This is a genomic window from Paenibacillus silviterrae (assembly GCF_030167925.1).
Lineage (GTDB): Bacteria > Bacillota > Bacilli > Paenibacillales > NBRC-103111 > Paenibacillus_G > Paenibacillus_G silviterrae.
This window is the reverse complement of record NZ_JASKUT010000001.1, coordinates 2,501,565-2,519,292: the sequence shown is the minus strand read 5'-3', so window position 1 is coordinate 2,519,292 and position 17,728 is coordinate 2,501,565. Positions and strand designations below refer to the sequence as shown.

General features: G+C 52.1%; 15 protein-coding genes and 1 riboswitch. Of the genes, 13 read left to right on the top strand and 2 right to left on the bottom strand.

Annotated elements, in window-relative coordinates:
• Positions 1 to 51 precede the first annotated feature (51 nt).
• Together QMO62_RS11425 and QMO62_RS11420 are read left to right on the top strand one after the other, a co-directional pair.
• The gene (locus tag QMO62_RS11425) at positions 52 to 978 is read left to right on the top strand and encodes an NAD(P)-dependent alcohol dehydrogenase (RefSeq protein WP_284641085.1); all 927 of its coding nucleotides are present in this window, start codon (positions 52 to 54) and stop codon (positions 976 to 978) included.
• Positions 979 to 1,112: 134 nt separating this feature from the next.
• Positions 1,113 to 1,199, top strand: a riboswitch (cyclic di-GMP riboswitch).
• A gap of 83 nt (positions 1,200 to 1,282) precedes the next feature.
• Positions 1,283 to 3,400, top strand: coding sequence for a diguanylate cyclase (locus tag QMO62_RS11420; RefSeq protein ID WP_284641084.1), 2,118 nt, complete (start codon positions 1,283 to 1,285; stop codon positions 3,398 to 3,400).
• Positions 3,401 to 3,467: 67 nt separating this feature from the next.
• Here QMO62_RS11420 and QMO62_RS11415 read toward each other — a convergent pair whose 3' ends face one another.
• Positions 3,468 to 4,049, bottom strand: coding sequence for an NAD(P)H-dependent oxidoreductase (locus QMO62_RS11415; RefSeq protein WP_284641083.1), 582 nt, complete (start codon positions 4,047 to 4,049; stop codon positions 3,468 to 3,470).
• A 109-nt stretch (positions 4,050 to 4,158) separates the two neighbouring features.
• Here QMO62_RS11415 and QMO62_RS11410 point away from each other — a divergent pair, with 109 nt between their 5' ends.
• From QMO62_RS11410 to QMO62_RS11385, 6 genes are all read left to right on the top strand, one after another.
• The gene (locus QMO62_RS11410; protein WP_284641082.1) at positions 4,159 to 5,175 is read left to right on the top strand and encodes an AraC family transcriptional regulator; all 1,017 of its coding nucleotides are present in this window, start codon (positions 4,159 to 4,161) and stop codon (positions 5,173 to 5,175) included.
• An 18-nt stretch (positions 5,176 to 5,193) separates the two neighbouring features.
• Positions 5,194 to 6,159 (top strand): helix-turn-helix transcriptional regulator, encoded by a 966-nt coding sequence (locus QMO62_RS11405; RefSeq protein ID WP_284641081.1) that lies wholly within the window; start codon positions 5,194 to 5,196, stop codon positions 6,157 to 6,159.
• Between the two features lie 74 nt (positions 6,160 to 6,233).
• Positions 6,234 to 6,614 carry a VOC family protein gene (locus QMO62_RS11400; RefSeq protein WP_284641080.1) on the top strand — a complete coding sequence of 127 codons (381 nt, stop codon included), beginning with the start codon at positions 6,234 to 6,236 and terminating at the stop codon, positions 6,612 to 6,614.
• Positions 6,615 to 6,713: 99 nt separating this feature from the next.
• Positions 6,714 to 7,214, top strand: a complete 501-nt coding sequence (locus tag QMO62_RS11395) for a VOC family protein (RefSeq protein ID WP_284641079.1) — start codon at positions 6,714 to 6,716, stop codon at positions 7,212 to 7,214.
• 36 nt (positions 7,215 to 7,250) lie between these two features.
• Positions 7,251 to 7,877, top strand: a complete 627-nt coding sequence (locus tag QMO62_RS11390; RefSeq protein WP_284641078.1) for an SRPBCC domain-containing protein — start codon at positions 7,251 to 7,253, stop codon at positions 7,875 to 7,877.
• A 145-nt stretch (positions 7,878 to 8,022) separates the two neighbouring features.
• The gene (locus QMO62_RS11385) at positions 8,023 to 9,294 is read left to right on the top strand and encodes a methyl-accepting chemotaxis protein (protein ID WP_284641077.1); all 1,272 of its coding nucleotides are present in this window, start codon (positions 8,023 to 8,025) and stop codon (positions 9,292 to 9,294) included.
• A gap of 235 nt (positions 9,295 to 9,529) precedes the next feature.
• Here the strand turns inward: QMO62_RS11385 and QMO62_RS11380 are convergent, their stop codons facing one another.
• Positions 9,530 to 9,700 (bottom strand): hypothetical protein, encoded by a 171-nt coding sequence (locus QMO62_RS11380; RefSeq protein WP_284641076.1) that lies wholly within the window; start codon positions 9,698 to 9,700, stop codon positions 9,530 to 9,532.
• Between the two features lie 159 nt (positions 9,701 to 9,859).
• Here QMO62_RS11380 and QMO62_RS11375 point away from each other — a divergent pair, with 159 nt between their 5' ends.
• From QMO62_RS11375 to QMO62_RS11355, 5 genes are all read left to right on the top strand, one after another.
• A complete protein-coding gene (locus tag QMO62_RS11375) occupies positions 9,860 to 10,843 on the top strand; it encodes an aldo/keto reductase (protein WP_284641075.1) in 984 nt (327 codons plus the stop codon).
• Positions 10,844 to 11,129: 286 nt separating this feature from the next.
• Positions 11,130 to 13,397 carry a helix-turn-helix domain-containing protein gene (locus tag QMO62_RS11370; RefSeq protein WP_284641074.1) on the top strand — a complete coding sequence of 756 codons (2,268 nt, stop codon included), beginning with the start codon at positions 11,130 to 11,132 and terminating at the stop codon, positions 13,395 to 13,397.
• Positions 13,398 to 13,691: 294 nt separating this feature from the next.
• Positions 13,692 to 15,194 (top strand): extracellular solute-binding protein, encoded by a 1,503-nt coding sequence (locus QMO62_RS11365; protein ID WP_284641073.1) that lies wholly within the window; start codon positions 13,692 to 13,694, stop codon positions 15,192 to 15,194.
• A gap of 83 nt (positions 15,195 to 15,277) precedes the next feature.
• Positions 15,278 to 16,555 (top strand): Gfo/Idh/MocA family protein, encoded by a 1,278-nt coding sequence (locus tag QMO62_RS11360; RefSeq protein WP_284641072.1) that lies wholly within the window; start codon positions 15,278 to 15,280, stop codon positions 16,553 to 16,555.
• A 94-nt stretch (positions 16,556 to 16,649) separates the two neighbouring features.
• Positions 16,650 to 17,639 carry a bile acid:sodium symporter family protein gene (locus QMO62_RS11355; RefSeq protein WP_284641071.1) on the top strand — a complete coding sequence of 330 codons (990 nt, stop codon included), beginning with the start codon at positions 16,650 to 16,652 and terminating at the stop codon, positions 17,637 to 17,639.
• The last annotated feature ends 89 nt before the right edge of the window (positions 17,640 to 17,728 follow it).

Here is a 17,728-nt window from a genome sequence, read left to right as displayed (position 1 = left end):
GTACCCATTGACATGTATGCTAATTCTAATATGCCGTTGGGGAGGAAGTCCATGAGAGCGATACTATGTACAAAATACGGTTCCGCGGATGTGTTGAAGCTGGCTGAGGTTGAGAAGCCGATTCCCAAGGACAAGGAAGTGCTGGTGAAAATTCATGCGACGACGGTGTCGGCCGGGGACTTGCGTGTGCGCCGCTTTCAAAGCCCGCTATCGCTGTGGCTCCCTATGCGCATTGTCTTAGGACTTAGGAAACCAAGGAAGCCCATCCTGGGCGTCGAGCTGGCCGGAGAGATTGAAGCGGTGGGCAAGGAGGTCCGCAGCTTTCGGAAAGGGGACCAAATTTATGCCCTGACCGGGATGGGCTTCGGTGCGCATGCGGAGTATACATGCTTGCCGGAGGAAGGTGTGATAGCTTTAAAGCCGGCGAACATGAGCTATGAAGAGGCGGCTGCCGTTCCTATGGGAGCTACGACAGCATTGCATTTTTTTCGCAAAGGGAATATACGGCAAGGGCAGAGGGTTCTAATCTATGGAGCTTCCGGAGCGGTAGGCATGTCTGCGGTGCAGCTGGCGAAATATTATGGCGCGGGGGTTACCGGGGTGTGCAGCACCTCCAACCTTGAATTCGTCAAAGCCATAGGGGCGGATCAGGTGATGGACTACACGAAGGAGGATTTTACCCTGGAAGTAGGGTGCTACGATCTGATCTTCGACGCTGTAGGGAAGCTCTCGAAATCCGCTGCCAAGAAAGCACTGGCTCCAAATGGGAGCTATGTGACGGTCGATGGCCAAGGGATTGCCAAGGTACGTAAGGAAGATCTGCTGTTCCTCAAAGGGCTCGCAGAAGCAGGGAAGCTGAAAGCGGTAATCGATAGACGCTACCCGCTGGAGCAAGTTCCCGAAGCGCATCGTTATGTTGAAAAAGGACATAAAAAAGGGAATGTCGTCATCACGGTGAAGCATGATAACTGTATGTAATTTACTAAGAGAAGGCCACTGGGTTGCCGTTACCGGTGGTTTTTATTTTGCGCTTATAAAGAGGTATGGTAATCCTTGTCCTTAGTCCCTTAGACAAAAAGCTAAAAATATCTTATACTAAACCGTGTCGAATAATGTCGAGTGGGCAAACCTTTCGAAAGGAAGGGGCGCAAAGCTTCGGGCCTAAGGTGTGTTGACTCTAGGGCGGCCGGGCCGCAGAAATCGGATTGCGTTTGAATCATCGCAACGCGGCGCCAATAACTCGCAGCATGTCATGTTCATCGATGGAGTGAGGGGAAAGCCTATGAATTTGCGGATCAAATTGCCGATCCTTATCGTTGTCATTGTTTCAGCTTCCATACTTATCTCCGGGATCATCACTTATTTCTATAGCTCGGAGCTTCTGCTTCGCAAGAGTGATGACGAAATGAAGGCGAATGCTTATCGTATGGGAGAAGCCATTCGTGGGTTGGTTTCTGCAGAAATACGCCAAACCGAAATCCTCGCCTCCCAGCAGCTGTTTCGTCATACGCTGGCCGCTAGAAGCGAAGCCGGCGTACATTTTTTTGACTTGACGAATCCGCAACGCTCATTAACTACGAAGGCGCTTCAGGACGCTTATTACGGTTCGGTGCTGCATGAGAAATTTTGGCTCGGCGATTCCGAGGGAGTAGTTATTGCAGGCAGCGACGCGGCACCGGAGACAGGTCAAATTATAGTGAAGGACCGCAGCTACTTTATCGCGGCGATGAACGGGGCACCGGCTGTTAGCGGTACGATTGCTTCCAGGGCCCACAGCCAAACGATTATCGTAATTGCGGCGCCGGTTAAGGACGCGTCAGGCCAAGTCATGGGGGTCGTCGGCAATTCCATTTATACTTCTTTTTTCTCGGATCAGTTGAAGGGCATCAAAGTAAACAAGCGTGGAGTGTTATATATCGTTGACGCTGACGGAATGATACTGGCTCACTCCACCAACGACAACTTGATCCAATCGCAGGTAAAAAACGAGGAAATTTTAAGCATCATTCGGGATCAATCCGATGAAATGAACGGTGGCATGGTGATTTCGAACGATCAAGGCTCCAAATATTTGGCGTATTCCAAAATCCCTTTGGCCGATTGGATCGTCATAGTAGAGGATGATGCGGCAGACATTCAAAGCCCGCTGATCGATTTGGCATATAAGTACGCGATGGTGCTTCTTCTTTCCATCACGACGGCGTTCGGGTTATTCGTCTTGATCTTGTTCCGTTGGGTAACGAGACCGCTTCATGAGATTATTAGAGTGATCATGCGAGCCGGGGCAGGGGATCTTACCGCCCGGGTGGAGCTCCGGGCAAAGGATGAATTTCGTGTGCTCGGGACCTCGCTCAATGACATGCTGATTCGAATCGGGGAGCTGATGCAGGCGCAGGAGACGGCGAACCGCCTTCAGCTGGAGAATGTCGCGGAGCGGGAGAGGAGCCGGGTTTCCGAGCTGCTTCGAAACTCCATGTATAGGCTGAACTCTACCTTGGATGTCGAGCAAGTGAAGGATCTTGCCTTCAGCGAGCTGCAGAAGCTTGTCCGTTATGATCGCGCAGCTACATGGATGCTGGAGTCCGATCGTTTAATTCCCTATGCGGAAGCAGATCGCGGGATAGGAAGGTCTCAGCAGGATGCCTTTGAGGTTAAAGCTTGGTTTGCTCAAATGACGCAAGACCACCAACCGATAGTTGCATGCAGTACGAATGGAAAGGGCTACCTTCTGGCCGCTCCGCTCGAAATGCACGGGAAGCTAGTGGGTCTGCATCTCATCGAGAGAAAGGAGCCGGCCTTCGAGCGAAGTGAAGTCGAGCTGGTGTTAAGCTTTTGCAGCCAAGCGGTCATCGCCGTGACGAATGCGCAGCTGTATCGGGAAAAGGAAATGATGGCCATAACGGACGAGCTGACCGGCATCTATAATCGCCGCCAATTTTTCCACCTGGCCGAGCAATGGCTGGAACGGGCCGAGCTGCATGGAGAGCCGATCTCCGTTATTTTATTTGATGTAGATTATTTCAAGCAGGTAAACGATCGCTTCGGACATCTCTTTGGGGATTTGGTGCTGAAGAATGTACCGCTGTTAGTGGCTCCGCATCTTCCGTCTCAGCATCTTATGGCACGTTATGGCGGCGAGGAGTTTGTTCTTCTGCTGCCGGGACACCGTGGTGCGGAGGCATGGATGGTTGCGGAAGCGATGCGCCGAAGTGTAGCCGATCACAGCTTCGAAGTTGAGCAGCTGCCGATTCACATTACGGCAAGCCTTGGCGCAGCGGAGAATGTGAGGGGTGAAGGGCTAAGGTCGATGCTGCAGCGGGCGGATCAAGCCTTGTATGAAGCGAAACGTTCGGGACGCAACCGTACCGTTCTCGCCGAACCCTCCGTGAGAACGGAATGACACTCATAGTATATTGGAAGGCAGGTACCTTGTTAGAACGACACAACGAGGCGCCTGCCTTTTCCATTTAAGCACGTTTGGAGCCGAGCCGTTTTACTTTGTCGAGCCACTTGGCCCGCAGCTCTTCCGAGGACGGCCTGACCGGTCCGATCTCGGTAATGAGCACCGGCTTTATGCCGCAAAAATGCAATATATTGCGTTTCATCACTTGATGTCCGGCATGCCGGTAGATCCAGCGGTTGTACCAGGGCGGGGTGTCCATGGTGACGATCAGATGCGCGGATTTGCCGGAGAGCAGCTTATCCCAAAGAGGGGAATGCTCGCGGTACTTAAAGGCGAAGCCGGGTAAGAAGACACGATCGATGAACCCCTTCAGAATTGCGGGCATCGCTCCCCACCAGGTAGGGTAAATGAATACCAGGTGATCCGCCCATCGGATGAGCTGCTGCGCCTCCTTCAAATCCTCCTCCAGCGCCGTTCTTTGCCGGTATCCATATTTCAGATTCGGATCAAAGCGGATTAGGCTTAGATCAATCTCACGTACGTCAGCTTGGCTCTCCGCGGCTCCCGCCTTATATGCAGCCGATAAAGCCGCACAATAGCTTTGCGAGTCAGGATGTCCCATGATGATGAGAATGTTTGATTTCATATGTTTTTCCTCCTCCGGAATGCTATAGTAAGCATAGAACGTTATCCCGTACGAAGGTATGATCAGACGCGCACAAGTGCTGTTGAATCGCGCAAAGGAGGAGCAAAGCTTGAACAGCCAAGGAGTATCCGTCTCGATGGTCTATCCGATCATAAAGACGATCGTCCATAAAGGATACGATCTGGACTCATTTTACCGATATGCTTCGTTTGACCCTGCTTCTCTTCGCAATGTCGAGGCGCGGATCCCCGAGCAGGAATTGGAGCGGTTAACGCTGGCGGCGGCAGAGTACACACAGGATCCGTATTTTGGACTGCTTCAGGGGCAAATTATGGAGTTTGCCGATATGGGCATTCTCGGTTATGTCATGATGCACTCGAGCAAGGTAGAGGACGCACTTGCGGCATACCAGCGATATAACGTGATCTTGTGCATCGGGTTTAACCTGAAGTGGGAAGTATGCGGAAACGATGTGCTGATCCGGCTATCCCTGCAGTCCCCCGGCCGAATGTCTCGCCATTGTATTGAGGATATGGCTTGTTCCTTGTATCGCCTGATCGGTAAATTAAGCAACCGCCAGCCGCCCCTTCGAGAGATTGCGTTTATGCATGAGGCGCCGGAGGACTTGGGTCCTTATGAAGCGGCGTTTGGCCGAAGCCCGGTGTTTGGAGCGAAGGACGATGTGCTGCGATTGTCGAAGGAGGTGCTGGACTTTCCGGTCATGTACTCCGACGCCAAGCTGCTGAGGCTGTTTGATTCCGTTGCGCAGGAAACGATGGAAGAGCTGCTCCGACCCGGCAAGCTCTCGGACCAGGTCGTTCTATGGATGAAGCAATGCAGTCCGTCCTTCTTCCCGACATTGCAGGAGACGGCGGCACACTTCGGATTCAGCACCCGGTCCCTGCAAAACAAGTTAAAGGAAGAAGACACAACCTATAATGAGATTTCCGTTCGTGTGCGGAAGGAGCTCGCGATAGGCTACCTGCGCAAGCTCGATTATTCGGTCAGTGAAATTGCTTATGTGCTGCACTTTTCCGAGCCCAGTGCTTTTCAAAGCGCCTTCAAAAAGTGGACGGGAATCACACCGGGGCAGTACCGCACCCGACTCATGGAGAACATGCAATAAGTAAGGGGAAATCATCTCATGGCAAAAGCGGATCATATGCTAGCGATTCTTATGCTGCTCAGAACCCGCCGTAAAATGACAGCTCAGCAGCTTGCGGAGGAGCTGGAAATTCATATTCGCACAGTGTACCGTTATATCGACGCTTTATGTATGAGCGGAGTACCTATTGTTTCCGAAACGGGGCGAGACGGGGGGTATTTCATTCCTGATCATGTGAAGCTGGATCCTCTGTATTTTGATGCCGCTGAGCAGAAGGCGCTACTCCATGCGGCGAAATTCATTCGTGAGTCCGGCTATCCGCAGGAGGAGGCCTTAGAGCGGGCTATCGGTAAAATAAAACGGTATACCAGCTATGCGCAAGCCGAGCGGCTCGGTCAGCTGGAGGCCGGTCTAGAGGTGATTCATTCCCCCGCCAACGGGAAAATTTCGGGAGAGCTGCGTCTTTTGGAGCAGGCCATAGAAGCGCAATGCAGTCTTGACATTGAGTATGATGCAGGGTATGAAAATACTTCGACGTCACGCACCCTGGACCCTTACGGCATCGTCCACTGGAAGGATAAATGGTACGCTGTAGGGTATTGCCGGCTTCGAGGAGCCGTTCGGTGCTTTCGTGTCGACCGCATCCGAAGCATGACGCTGGCCGGGAATACGTTTGACAAACCGAGTACGTTCTCTGCCCGAAATGCTCTTCTGGAAAGTCTTCAAGGTCATACGGGTGACTCGGAGGAAGGCTTGGTTACCGTGCGAGTACAGGGGGGGCCTCAGGCACTGAATGATTTGTGCGGGCATTGGATGTTTGGGCACTCTCTCATAGAGCGAGAGAAGGAGCTGGCCGTATTCAAAGTGGATGAAGCATACTTATATACGCATGCGCCTTACTATTTGCTCTCTTTCGGCGGATCCATCCGTGTCCTGGAGCCGGAGCCGTTAAGAGCTTGCTTAGCGGATATCGCCACAAAGCTGGTTGAGTATTATAAAAGCTGAGAAACACTGACCGTCGTTGTCAGTGTTTGTTTTTTATAATATCGGTATATCAATCCAAGAGAGGCGGATGGGAAATGAATAAATACAGTCATATGGATGTCAGGGTTACGTCGTGGGAGCAGGTCCGCCATTTTTATGAAGCGCTGCTAGGAGCCTTGGGATATACCCGTACGTTTCATAGTGAACAATGGAAGGTATTTGCCTCGGAGGGAGAGCTTCCCAGTGTAGCTTATTTTGCCTTGACGGTAAATCCCGAACATGAGCCTAACGAGAATACAATCGGGTTCTGGGCGGAGGAACGGGAAGAAGTAGATCGAATTGCAGAGCTTGTAAAGCTAAGCGGCGGAACGGTAACAAGCGGACCGGGGTTGTTTCCTATAAGCCCGACTTATTACGCGGTATTCTTTGAGGACCCTTGCGGTAACAAGTATGAAATGGTGCATCGATTGAATTGATTCAGCTGCAGAGGCTTTGAAATGTTAGCAATAGGGAAGAAACGCAAGGAGGAAGTCTATGGTAAAATAATGAAAAATGAGAAGCATAGGAGGATCATGATGGGATCGATAATGACCAGAATTACACCTTGTCTCTGGTTTGACAAGCAAGCGGAAGAAGCAGCCTTGTTTTACACGAGTATTTTCAGCAATTCAGCCGTTACCGGCATGACCCGTTACGGGAAAGTAAGGCATGAGATCGGCGGTATGACCGAGGGGATGGTGATGACGGTCAATTTCCAGTTGGACGGGCACGATTTTGTGGCATTAAACGGAGGACCTCTATACCGATTTAATGAGGCGCTGTCTCTGATGGTTCATTGCGAAACACAGGAGGAAGTGGACTATTACTGGGAGAAGCTCTCGGAAGGCGGGGATGAGAAGGCTCAGGTATGCGGCTGGCTGAAGGACAAGTATGGTGTATCCTGGCAAATTGTTCCTGTCCAGCTTACGAAGATGATCAGCGACCCTGATGCAGAGAAGTCCCAAAGGGTTACCCAGGCGATGCTGCAGATGAAGAAGATGGACATTGCCGCGTTACAGCGAGCTTACGAAGGATAGCAGAGCAGGACAGGATAGGATAGGAGGGAAACCGAAATGCCGAGTTCCGTATTTACCAATGCGCTCAGAGAAGCAACGGGAGTATCCTGGGAGGAGTGGATCATCCGCTTGCAGCGCTCGGTCGATCCCGCATGGTCGCACGAACAAATCAGGAGTTATATCCTCAGCAACCACCGCGTTGCCGAGGAATGGGGAGAGTGGCTGGCGCTCCTGTTCGGCGAGCTGCTGGGCCGTATTCCCGTAGGAGTAACCAAGGACGCAGGCGTCCAGGTAGGATATCGGAGAACGATAAATATTCGGAAGGATCAGGCATGGAGCTATCTGACTTCATTGCAAGGACTTGCCTTGTGGCTCGGAACCTTCTCCCAATTTGAATGGAGCAAAGGGTTTGAGTTCGAGTCACAGGAGGGGGTCACGGGGAAGCTGACCGTAGTTGAGCACGGCCTTAAGCTGCGCATGACGTACAAGCGTCCCGAGTGGGAAACGCAATCAAGGCTGCAGCTGTATTTCTTAGCGACCAAGACAGGGAAGACGACCTTGGCGTTCCATCAGGAGATGCTGGAGGATGTGTACATCAGAGAGCTGATGAGACATCACTGGGAGCAGGTCGCGCTTCATGCGGATACAGCTTTGGAAGGAGCCGGGCATGGTAACCGTCCATGAGGTACGCGCTTTGGCCCTTTCATTGCCGGAAACGGAAGAGCAGGAGCGTTTTATTGTCTATGATATAGATCACAGTATCCTCATTCGAATTTTGTTATAATCCGGAATACGTGCAGCTTTCGATACGAAGGGGAGCAAGAAGGCAATGACATTCGGATTGGTAAAAAAATTCGTGCTCGGACTAACAGCTGTTTCCGCAATTACCTACGGGACCAGCGCATTTTTTATTTTTGTTTTGAAGGATCAGTTTACCTCCTTCTTACCGGAGGGAGTATTTATTGCGTTGACCTTGGCCATGGGCATAGGTTGGACGGGGTTTCTTGGCTGGCTGATGGCCAAGTGGATTGTCAGTCCGCTGCTACTTTTGACAAAGTTAGCCAATGAGGCAGCCGAAGGTAATTTAGCGATCAGCCTACCGGCCCACCAGTCGAAGGATGAGCTCGGGGTCTTAAACGAGGCGTTCCGCAGTATGGTTCGGCAGCTTCGGGGCTTGCTTCAGGACATTACAAAGCACGCGATTGCAGCTAACGAGAGCTCCGCGGCGCTAAGTGAGGCGATCCTGCAGGCTACCTATCAAGCGGAGCAGATTTCGGCCATTAACGAGCGAATCGCCCATGGGGCAGAACAGCAGAAGGAGGAAGCCAGACTTTCCTTCCTCGCCATGGAACAAGTATCGCTTGCCGCGTCGGAAGTCAGCGTAGAAGCCGGACAGACGAATCGACTCTCTGCGCAAATGGTGAGGACGATAGAGGAAAGCAGCGAGGTGATCCGCACCTTGGTACATACTATGCTGGAGACATCACGGACAGGCGAAGGAACGATTGAGGTTGTGGCCCAGCTGGAGCGCGACGCACTGGAAATCGGAAGCGTGACTCGGCTGGTAGGGGAAATCGCCGATCAGACTCATCTGCTTGCTCTGAATGCAAGCATTGAAGCGGCGAGGGCCGGGGAAGAAGGGCGAGGCTTCTCTGTAGTTGCCATGGAGATTCGGAAGCTGGCTGAGCAGAGCAGTCAATCCGTACATGCCATAGATGAGCTGATAAGACAGGTGCAGCTTGCGGTGAAGGACGTTGCCGATCGGCTGAAACGACAGGTCGAGTCCATGCAGCGGGAAGCGTCAAAGGGAGAGCAGACGGAGCACGCGATACGCAGGATGAGCGGGAGCGCTCAAGAAACGGCGAGTGCCGTACAGCTGATCGCCGCTACGATTGCTGAGCAGTCGCAGCAAATTTATGGAGCGGAGCAGAAGCAGCGGAGCATCGATAGGATTGCTCTGGAAATTGCTGATGCAGCGAGGCAGGCCGCTTCGTCCACCCGGGAGCAGACCGCCGTCATGCAGGAAATTGCCTCTTCATCGGAGGTGCTTAAACGACAATCCGAAATCCTGCGGGAGAAGAGTGCGGCGTTTCGAACATGAACATAAACGAAAAGCCTGCCGAAGGCCGCTAGAGAAGCGGCCTTCGGCAGGCTTTTATGCAGTCTAGGTAAAGAATAAATCGATGAGAGCACCGCCGAACAGCCAATAGCTGAGTGTCAGGCTGAAAATAACGAGAACCGCATTTTTGATAAAGCTCATGAAAATCCCCCAATTCCTATCTAATAAATAATCTTTCTCTCTCTGTTATATTAGACGAAGAAGTATGGGAAAAGTTTCACTTTCTTTCATTTTTAATGAGAGCCTTAATTTCCTCGAGATCCTTGCGGAACCTGCGGTACGTAAGGTAGCCGGCGAGCGCTTTGAGCAGAAAAAACAAAACGGCTGCGACGATGACAAGGATGTAGTTGGATTTGACGATGACGATAAGGCGATTCAACTCGTCCATTAAACAGAATCCTCCCAGGGGATGAAGGTTCATCCAATTCTCAATGATATATTTTCAGCCTCAGGACCGCTATTTTATACACTTCCCGTTGTGAAGGTTCATTCATATGGAGTATAATGGCCCCAGTTCCCATCCTATGAAGAACAAGGAGTTGACCTGATGAACTACAGAACGCTTGGCACAACAGACCTGAAAGTAAGCGAAATCAGCTTCGGTACATGGGCTATCGGAGGTTCTTGGGGCAACGTAAGCGATGAAGAGTCTCTGAGGGCTTTGGATTATGCCATGGATCAGGGCGTGAATTTCTTCGACACAGCGGATGTCTACGGAGACGGAAAGTCGGAAAGGCTGCTCGCGCAAGCGACGAAGGGTAAAGAGGATCGGATCCATGTTGCGACCAAGTTTTGCCGGAAGGGGGACATTCACGATCCCCAAACCTATTCGGAGCAGTCGGTTCGTGCATACTGTGAAGACAGTCTTCGCCGGCTGAACCGGGAGCGCATCGACCTATATCAGATTCATTGTCCGGCTACTGCCATTCTGCGGGATGGAAGCGTATTCGGCGTATTGGACAAGCTCCAAGCGGAAGGCAAAATCAGGCACTACGGCGTCAGCGTCGAAACCGTCGAAGAGGGCTTGATCTGCTTGCAGCATCCCGGTGTAAGAGCACTGCAAGTAATTTTCAATATACTGCGGCAGAAGCCGCTGGAGCAGCTGCTTCCCGAGGCTAAAGCCAAAGGAGTGGGGATTCTTGTGAGACTTCCGTTAGCCAGCGGCTTGCTGACAGGGAAGTTTACGGAAGCGACCACTTTCTCAACCGATGACCACCGCTCCTTCAACCGCAACGGAGAGCAATTCAACGTGGGTGAAACGTTCGGCGGCTTGCCGTTTGAGAAGGGTGTTGAGCTGAGCAGAGAACTGGCATGGATTGCCGAAGGTCGAGGCAATATGACCCGTGCGTCGCTGAGATGGCTGCTGGATCAACCCGAGATCAGCTGTGTCATTCCCGGCTTCAAGTCGGTTGAACAGGTGAAGGACAATCTCGGGGCAGGGGATGTGCCGAGCTTTTCGGAGGAAGAGCTCGCGAAGCTTCGCAGCTTTTATAACGAGCGTGTACATACTCAGATCCGAGGAGCTTACTAGTAGCTTCATCTGCCGATTATCTGTATAGCTCTTACGGGCGATGACGTTCACGGACCATCGACCGGCTCCTGCCGGCTCGATCCGTTGTCCGGCGAGAGTCATCGCTTTTTCAATGAAAACTCACTTCCCCGATCCCCCTATTCTCATCGCTGCGTTCTTCTACCATAATCATTCCTCAACATAAATAATCTTTGGATAAGACGTTGCTTCTTTGGAACCCGTCTTCCGGCTGCTCCATGCTATAATGAAAATCCTTACGCTGTAGAGGAAAGGGGCTCGATTCGGTATGTCCACCTATTGGCGGCGGCTCTTATTCTTTGGGTTTTTACTCGGTGCGATCCCCGTTTTCTTGATCGGACTTCTTTCTTACTATATTGCCGCCGGCGACATTGAAGCAAAAGTGGAAGAGGGCAATCGTCAGATTCTTCATCAGACTCAGATGCGGGTCGAACAGGTTCTGAAGACACTGGAGCTCTCGGCTATTCAATATGTGAATTCCGCCGTTGTCACGGCTTCGGTTCATCAAGAGCTTACTCCGAAGCAATTCGATACCGTCCGTGATTTGTCAAAAGGATTGTATCACTTGCAGACGTTGACGGGCATTTCGGAAGCCTACCTCATTAACCTGGAAAAGGATTGGCTGCTTAGCTATCGGCTTTTTACGAAGCTTAGCACGCACTCGGAAAAGGAGAAGCTGCTGTCTTATGCCGATGCCCCGACGAGCTTGTTCTGGGAGACGCTCCAAGACGACTCGACTGAACCGGACCGGCGAACCATCCGTATGGTGCTGAAAATTCCGACCGTGCCGCTAACAGGGAGCCCGCGGGAGATGCTGGTCGTCGATTTGCTGAACAGCGAAGTGAAGCAATTGATAGCTAACAGGGAGAAGCTGGGCGTTCATTATATTTTAGATAAAAACGGGGACAACATTTTATCCGAGTCCGGCAGTGACCAGCTCGAAGCGATTCAAAGCGCCATCATCGAGAGGGCCGGACAGGAGCAGGAAGGGTCATTCCGTACAACAGCCGGCGGCAAGGACATGAGTGTCACTTTTCTTGTATCCCCTTACAATGACTGGACCTACGTATCGGTCGTTTCACGGGACGACATTACCTTCGAGTCGCGCAAAATCGCCGTGATCACATGGATCGTTTGCCTCCTGATTTTTGTACTCATTTGGGTCGTCGCCTTTTTCGGCAGCCGGCGAATGTATTCCCCTGTACGGAGACTTTTGGAATATTCCAAGCGGATGGAAGGAAGCGGCTTAGGTACGGTTCTTAAGGATGAATTTACCTTTATCGAGGAGCGGCTGCGCCGACTATCGGTAAGAGGCAAGGAGCTTCAGGACCAAGTAAAGGGGCAGTATGCCCAATTGAAGGAATTTTTCCTAATGAAGCTGCTGTCCGGCCAGGTGAGCGAACAGGATTTTGTTGAACGCTCTCAGGTATACGGCTTCCCTGTTCAATGGCACCGTCTGGCTGTACTTACGCTCCAGATCGATACGCTGCAGGACACACGCTACCGGGAACACGACAGGGAACTGCTGCTGTTTGCGGTTAACAATATGGTCGGCGAGCTGCTCCCTCCGGCATCGCGGTTCAATCCTATCGTACTGGAGCAATCTCAAGTGACCATCATGGTGAGTAACACTACAGATGAGATTCGGCTGAAGGAAGAGCTGCACCGTGCCGCGGAGGAGATCAAGTCGAAGGTTAGTGAGTTTCTTCAATTGAAAGTGAGCATCGGCATCAGCCATCCCTATGAGAAAATAACCGGCTCAATGAAGGCGTACAGGGAGTCCCTCCAAGCGTTAAAATGCAGGCTAAGCCTAGGCGATGACATCATTATTCACTTTCAAGACATTATTGCCCAGCAGGACGTCAATGCGGCGACCTTTAACCAAATGAAGCTCCATGAGGATCAGCTTGTCCAAGCGCTGAAGACAGGAGAACCCGTTCGCGTGAAGATGAGCTTTGAGCAGTATATCGCTCTTATCGTATCCAAGGAAATCAGCTTTGCCGACTATTCTCCCCTGATGGTGCAGCTCATTGCAAAGGTTTATCAGCTTGTTCAGGAGCAGGGGGGCTCCATTCCAAAGGTGCTGGGTCCCAAGGCGTCATTGGAATTTTTCATGAAGCTGACGACGCTGCACGAGATTACCGTTTGGTTTGAGCAGGACCTGCTGGGACCGGTCGCTCGTTACTTAAACGAGCAGTCCGAAACGCAATATCACGATATTGCCAATCGAATGGTAAGGCTCATCCACGAGAGATATGCCGAGGATTTCTCGTTGGAAGCCTGCGCGGCTCAGCTGAATTTTCACCCGGTGTATCTTAGCCGAGTGTTTAAGAAGGAAACCGGTGTAAACTTCAGCGATTACTTGGCCGAGCATCGGATGAGCATAGCGAAGCAGTGGCTTGAGAAAACAAACGATAAAATTGCCGATATTGCCGATAGGCTGCGATACACGAATACAAGCGCCTTTATCCGGACGTTTCGCCGGATTGTCGGAATGACCCCGGGCCAGTACCGGGAGCAGTTCCGACGTGGTTAACTGCGGCATATCAACAGGTTATCTCAGGACTATACGGTGCATCAAGACGAATAGATCAGGGGATTGGCGCGCTGCTGGCAATTGGTTAAGAAAGATGTATAGCCTGCTACGGACATGCCGCTCTATAATCAGGAGGAAGCTACGAATGAGGATAGCTTTGTTGGGCAATCAACGGAGATGGTGCTCATCTCCTTCCGCCGGTTGACGGCTTCAGCGTGATTCGACAGGCACCGGTTCTTAACGGACAACGGCAGTTTTACGCTGTACTCAACCATGAGGGAGGTCAACCAACGTATGTATAGCAAAAGTTGGCTTGCGGCCGTCTGCGCAGCGCTCGTCACCATCATTGTCGGTTGCGGTGAAGATCGGGAGACGGCGGGGAATGCCGGCACCGAACCGTTCAAAATCACCTTGACCACCGCCCAGGTAGGCGATGTGCCTGCCGTGGACAATGATATCGAGACCGCCATCGAGAAGTATACGAACACGCAGCTTGAGATCCAATGGATTCCGAACGCCGCGTACGACGATAAGATCAATGTCATGCTGGCGGCCAATGAAATGCCGATGATGCTGCGTGTGAAGTATGTGCCCATGACCATCAGCGCGATCCAGTCGGATTTGTTCTGGGAAGTCGGGCCTTTTCTCAAGGATTATAAGAACTTGTCGGCGCAAAACCGGAAGTACTACGACAATATTGCTGTGGACGGGAAAATTTACGGCATTCCTCTGTTTCGGGATATGGCAAGATCCGCAATCATTTATCGGAAGGATTGGCTTGATTCGCTTGGCTTGCAGCCCCCGACGACACTGGAGGAGTGGTATACCGTCTTGAAGGCCATGGCCTTGAACGACCCGGATGGGAACGGCAAGAAGGATACGTATGGCATGGTGCTGGATAAAAAGTACAATGACGGCTCCGCGGCGTCGACTACTCGGCTCGCGGTTAGCATGGGCGCCCCCAACAAATGGGGCGTTGATGCTAACGGCAGATTTACGCCCGAATTCGTATCTCCGCAATACGTCGATGTGTTGAAGCTGCTTCGCAGACTGTACGGGGAGAAGCTCATCAATGACGACTTTGCGGTACTGGACGAATCCGAAGCGGAAAAGCTGTATGACTCCGGTCGTGTCGGGATGCGGATCGCAGTGGCGCAGAATGCCAAGAGTATGCAGGACCGACTGATCAAGTCAGTCCCGACGGGCCGGTTCGATGTCATGCCCCCGACCGGGCCGCAGGGGCCCAGGGCTGCAGGAGAGCTCGGCAACAACGGCTTCTTCGTCTTCTCCAAATCGGCTGTGCGGAGCGAAGCGGACCTGCGAAGGATTCTCACGTTCATCGACAGTATGCTGGATGAGCCGATGTCGACTTTACAGATGCGCGGTTTGGAGGGAAAGCATTACGCCAGGCTGGGTGACGGAACATTGGAGATCCAAAACTTTAATTTGTTTCAGCGCGAGGTGAAGCCGTATCGGGACAGTCTGTTCAACATCGAAGGCTACCACGTGGCGCCGCTGAAGGATACGCCTCTGGGGGAGAAGGGCAGGCAAATTCCGAAGGATAATTTGACGAACATGGTGTCGAACCCAGCTCTGACGCTCACCTCGCAAACCAACACAGAACGGGGCAAAGAGCTAGAGCAGATGATTGCGGATGCACAGACCCGTTACATCATGGGCATTATTGATGACGCCGGCTGGGAAGCCGAGGTGGACAAGTGGCGCATGGCCGGCGGCGATCAGATGAGTAAGGAATACGAAGATGCTTATAAGAGCATGACCAAGGGGGGAGAGTGAAGCGATGCAGCAATAGAAATGGAAAACAGCAAGCGATCGCGAAGTAGGGAAACACAACATGAATAAGGGAGAAGAGAAGCCGTATGAAGAACAAATATGCTATTTGCGGAGTAAGTAACCGAGCAATCTCGATGTTTATCGGGCCTATGCTGAAAACATTCTCGTCCACTGCCGAGGTGGTTGGTTTGCTTGACGTGGACCCAAGAAGACATGAGGTATGCAAAAGCAAGTTCCCGGAGCTGTCCCATGTGGGAGAATACGGACCGGAAGATTTCAGCCGCATGGTATCGGAGACGAAGCCGGATGTCATCATTGTCACCGGCCGGGACGACACGCACGCAGGTTACATTGTTCAAGCGCTGGAGCACGATCTCGACGTACTGACCGAGAAGCCGATGGCGACGACAGGGAAGGATTGCCGCCGCATCATGGACGCGGAAGCGAAGAGCAAGGGCAAGGTGACGGTAACCTTCAACTACCGTTATTCTCCGATCCATACCCGAATTAAGGAAATGATCCTGGAGGGCAAGATCGGTCGCGTCACCTCAATCGATCTGAACTGGTATATCGATACGTATCACGGGGCGAGCTACTTTAAGCGTTGGAATCGTATTCGGGAAATTTCCGGCGGCCTGTCCATCCATAAGAGCTCTCACCACTTCGATCTGGTGAATTGGTGGATCGACCAAACTCCTGTTGAAGTATTCGCGTTCGGTGCTCTGAATTATTACGGACCGGAGGGCGAGCTCAATCCGAAGAAAGAAGACGGCCGATTCTGCAGCACCTGCGAGGTTAAGCGGGATTGCGACTATTACAGCCGCTGGAATACCCGCAGCCAAAGCATGAATGTTAAGGATGATCACCTCGGTACGGTGCAAACCGACAAACCGGCCTACAGCCAGTATCGCCCGGATGCCTGTATTTATGACTCGGAAATTAATATCGAGGATACTTACACGGCTACCGTCAAATACGACCGCGGCGCCTTGTTGAGCTATTCGGTCAACTTCTCCACCCCATATGAGGGTTACCGGCTTGCCATCAACGGCACCAAGGGCCGGATTGAAACCGTAGAATATCATATGCTGGATCGGGTACCGTTTCCAACGGAGGTGCAGACGATCGACTACTTCCCGCTGTTCGGCTCCAAGGAAACGATTCACGTCGTTCACCGCGAAGGCGGACACGGAGGCGGCGACCCGGTGCTGCTTGAGGACTTGTTCCTTGGCCCGGACCCTAAGCGCGGCTACAGCATTTTGTCCGGCAGCCGCGACGGCGCTTATTCCGTCGGCACAGGGGAGGCGGTTTGGCGCTCGGTGAAAGAAAATCGTCCGATTCGACTGGAAGATGTGTTACAATAACATACGACGCTTTCGCGGGGTTCATGCTAAGGCATGAACCCCGTGTCTATCGGAATCGAAGGCAAGTAAGCTAAACGGCGGGAGACGAGAGAGCATGCTGCAAACTATCAATAAAACTATGGAAAAGTGGATGCCTTTAGTCACACCTATAAGCGTGGCTTTGGGAATCTTGTTCTCCACATGGTTTTCCCCTTACACCGCTTGGGTGCCATGGATTTTCGGATTTATGACGTTTTCGGGCAGCTTAAGCATGAACTTCGGAGATTTGAAGCGCGTACTGACGCATCCGTTTCCGATCTTAGTCTTTCTAACCGTCATTCATATTCTTATGCCGTTACTGGCTTGGGGCATCGGCCACGTCGTATACCCGGGAGACCCGTTGACCATTACAGGTCTCATACTGCTGCTTTGCATCCCTACGGGGATCGTCAGCTTCATGTGGGTTTCCATTTACAAGGGGCATATTGCACTGACCTTATCGATGATTCTAATCGATACGATGCTGGCTCCGTTCCTTGTCCCGTCAACATTGTCTCTGCTGGTCGGTGCAAAGGTCGAGATGGATGTGTGGGGAATGATGGAGGGGCTCACCTGGATGATCGTCGTGCCGTCATTACTCGGCATGGCGCTGAACCAGTGGACCCGCGGCGAAGTGAAGAAGACGTGGGGGCCAAGGCTGTCACCCTTCTCCAAGGTGGGCTTAGCCGTAGTCGTAATGATCAACAGCTCGGTCATCGCCGGTTATTTTACAGAGCTTACGGGGAAAGTCATCTTCTTGGCTTTCATCTGTGTCCTGATCGTAGCGATGGGTTATCTGATCGGCTGGGGAGTTGCCAAGCTGCTCGGCTGGGATCGCGGTGTAGCTGTCAGCATGATGTTTAACTGCGGCATGCGAAACATTAGCGCGGGGGCTGTCATGGCGATATCGTATTTTCCGCCGCCGGTAGCTCTTCCGGTCATCATCGGTATGGTGTTCCAGCAGATGATGGCTTCGTCCTTCGCCTACTTGTTCTTCCGCCGTAATTCGCCGGAGAGTGGTGTTCCCACTTCGGGAGGAGTGCCGGGACGTTCGCAATCGGCATAACGCATCTAAATAAAGCCCCCTAACCGCCAGAAATCAGCGGTTAGGGGGCTTTTTCGTAGGCTACTTGTCGGTGAAGGCAAAGGGGCAAT

Coding starts and splice junctions, on each gene's coding strand:
- QMO62_RS11425 (WP_284641085.1), top strand. CDS start 52: ATGAGAGCGATACTATGTACAAAATACGGTTCCGCGGATGTGTTGAAG.
- QMO62_RS11420 (WP_284641084.1), top strand. CDS start 1,283: ATGAATTTGCGGATCAAATTGCCGATCCTTATCGTTGTCATTGTTTCA.
- QMO62_RS11415 (WP_284641083.1), bottom strand. CDS start 4,049: ATGAAATCAAACATTCTCATCATCATGGGACATCCTGACTCGCAAAGC.
- QMO62_RS11405 (WP_284641081.1), top strand. CDS start 5,194: ATGGCAAAAGCGGATCATATGCTAGCGATTCTTATGCTGCTCAGAACC.
- QMO62_RS11400 (WP_284641080.1), top strand. CDS start 6,234: ATGAATAAATACAGTCATATGGATGTCAGGGTTACGTCGTGGGAGCAG.
- QMO62_RS11395 (WP_284641079.1), top strand. CDS start 6,714: ATGGGATCGATAATGACCAGAATTACACCTTGTCTCTGGTTTGACAAG.
- QMO62_RS11390 (WP_284641078.1), top strand. CDS start 7,251: ATGCCGAGTTCCGTATTTACCAATGCGCTCAGAGAAGCAACGGGAGTA.
- QMO62_RS11385 (WP_284641077.1), top strand. CDS start 8,023: ATGACATTCGGATTGGTAAAAAAATTCGTGCTCGGACTAACAGCTGTT.
- QMO62_RS11380 (WP_284641076.1), bottom strand. CDS start 9,700: ATGGACGAGTTGAATCGCCTTATCGTCATCGTCAAATCCAACTACATC.
- QMO62_RS11375 (WP_284641075.1), top strand. CDS start 9,860: ATGAACTACAGAACGCTTGGCACAACAGACCTGAAAGTAAGCGAAATC.
- QMO62_RS11370 (WP_284641074.1), top strand. CDS start 11,130: ATGTCCACCTATTGGCGGCGGCTCTTATTCTTTGGGTTTTTACTCGGT.
- QMO62_RS11365 (WP_284641073.1), top strand. CDS start 13,692: ATGTATAGCAAAAGTTGGCTTGCGGCCGTCTGCGCAGCGCTCGTCACC.
- QMO62_RS11360 (WP_284641072.1), top strand. CDS start 15,278: ATGAAGAACAAATATGCTATTTGCGGAGTAAGTAACCGAGCAATCTCG.
- QMO62_RS11355 (WP_284641071.1), top strand. CDS start 16,650: ATGCTGCAAACTATCAATAAAACTATGGAAAAGTGGATGCCTTTAGTC.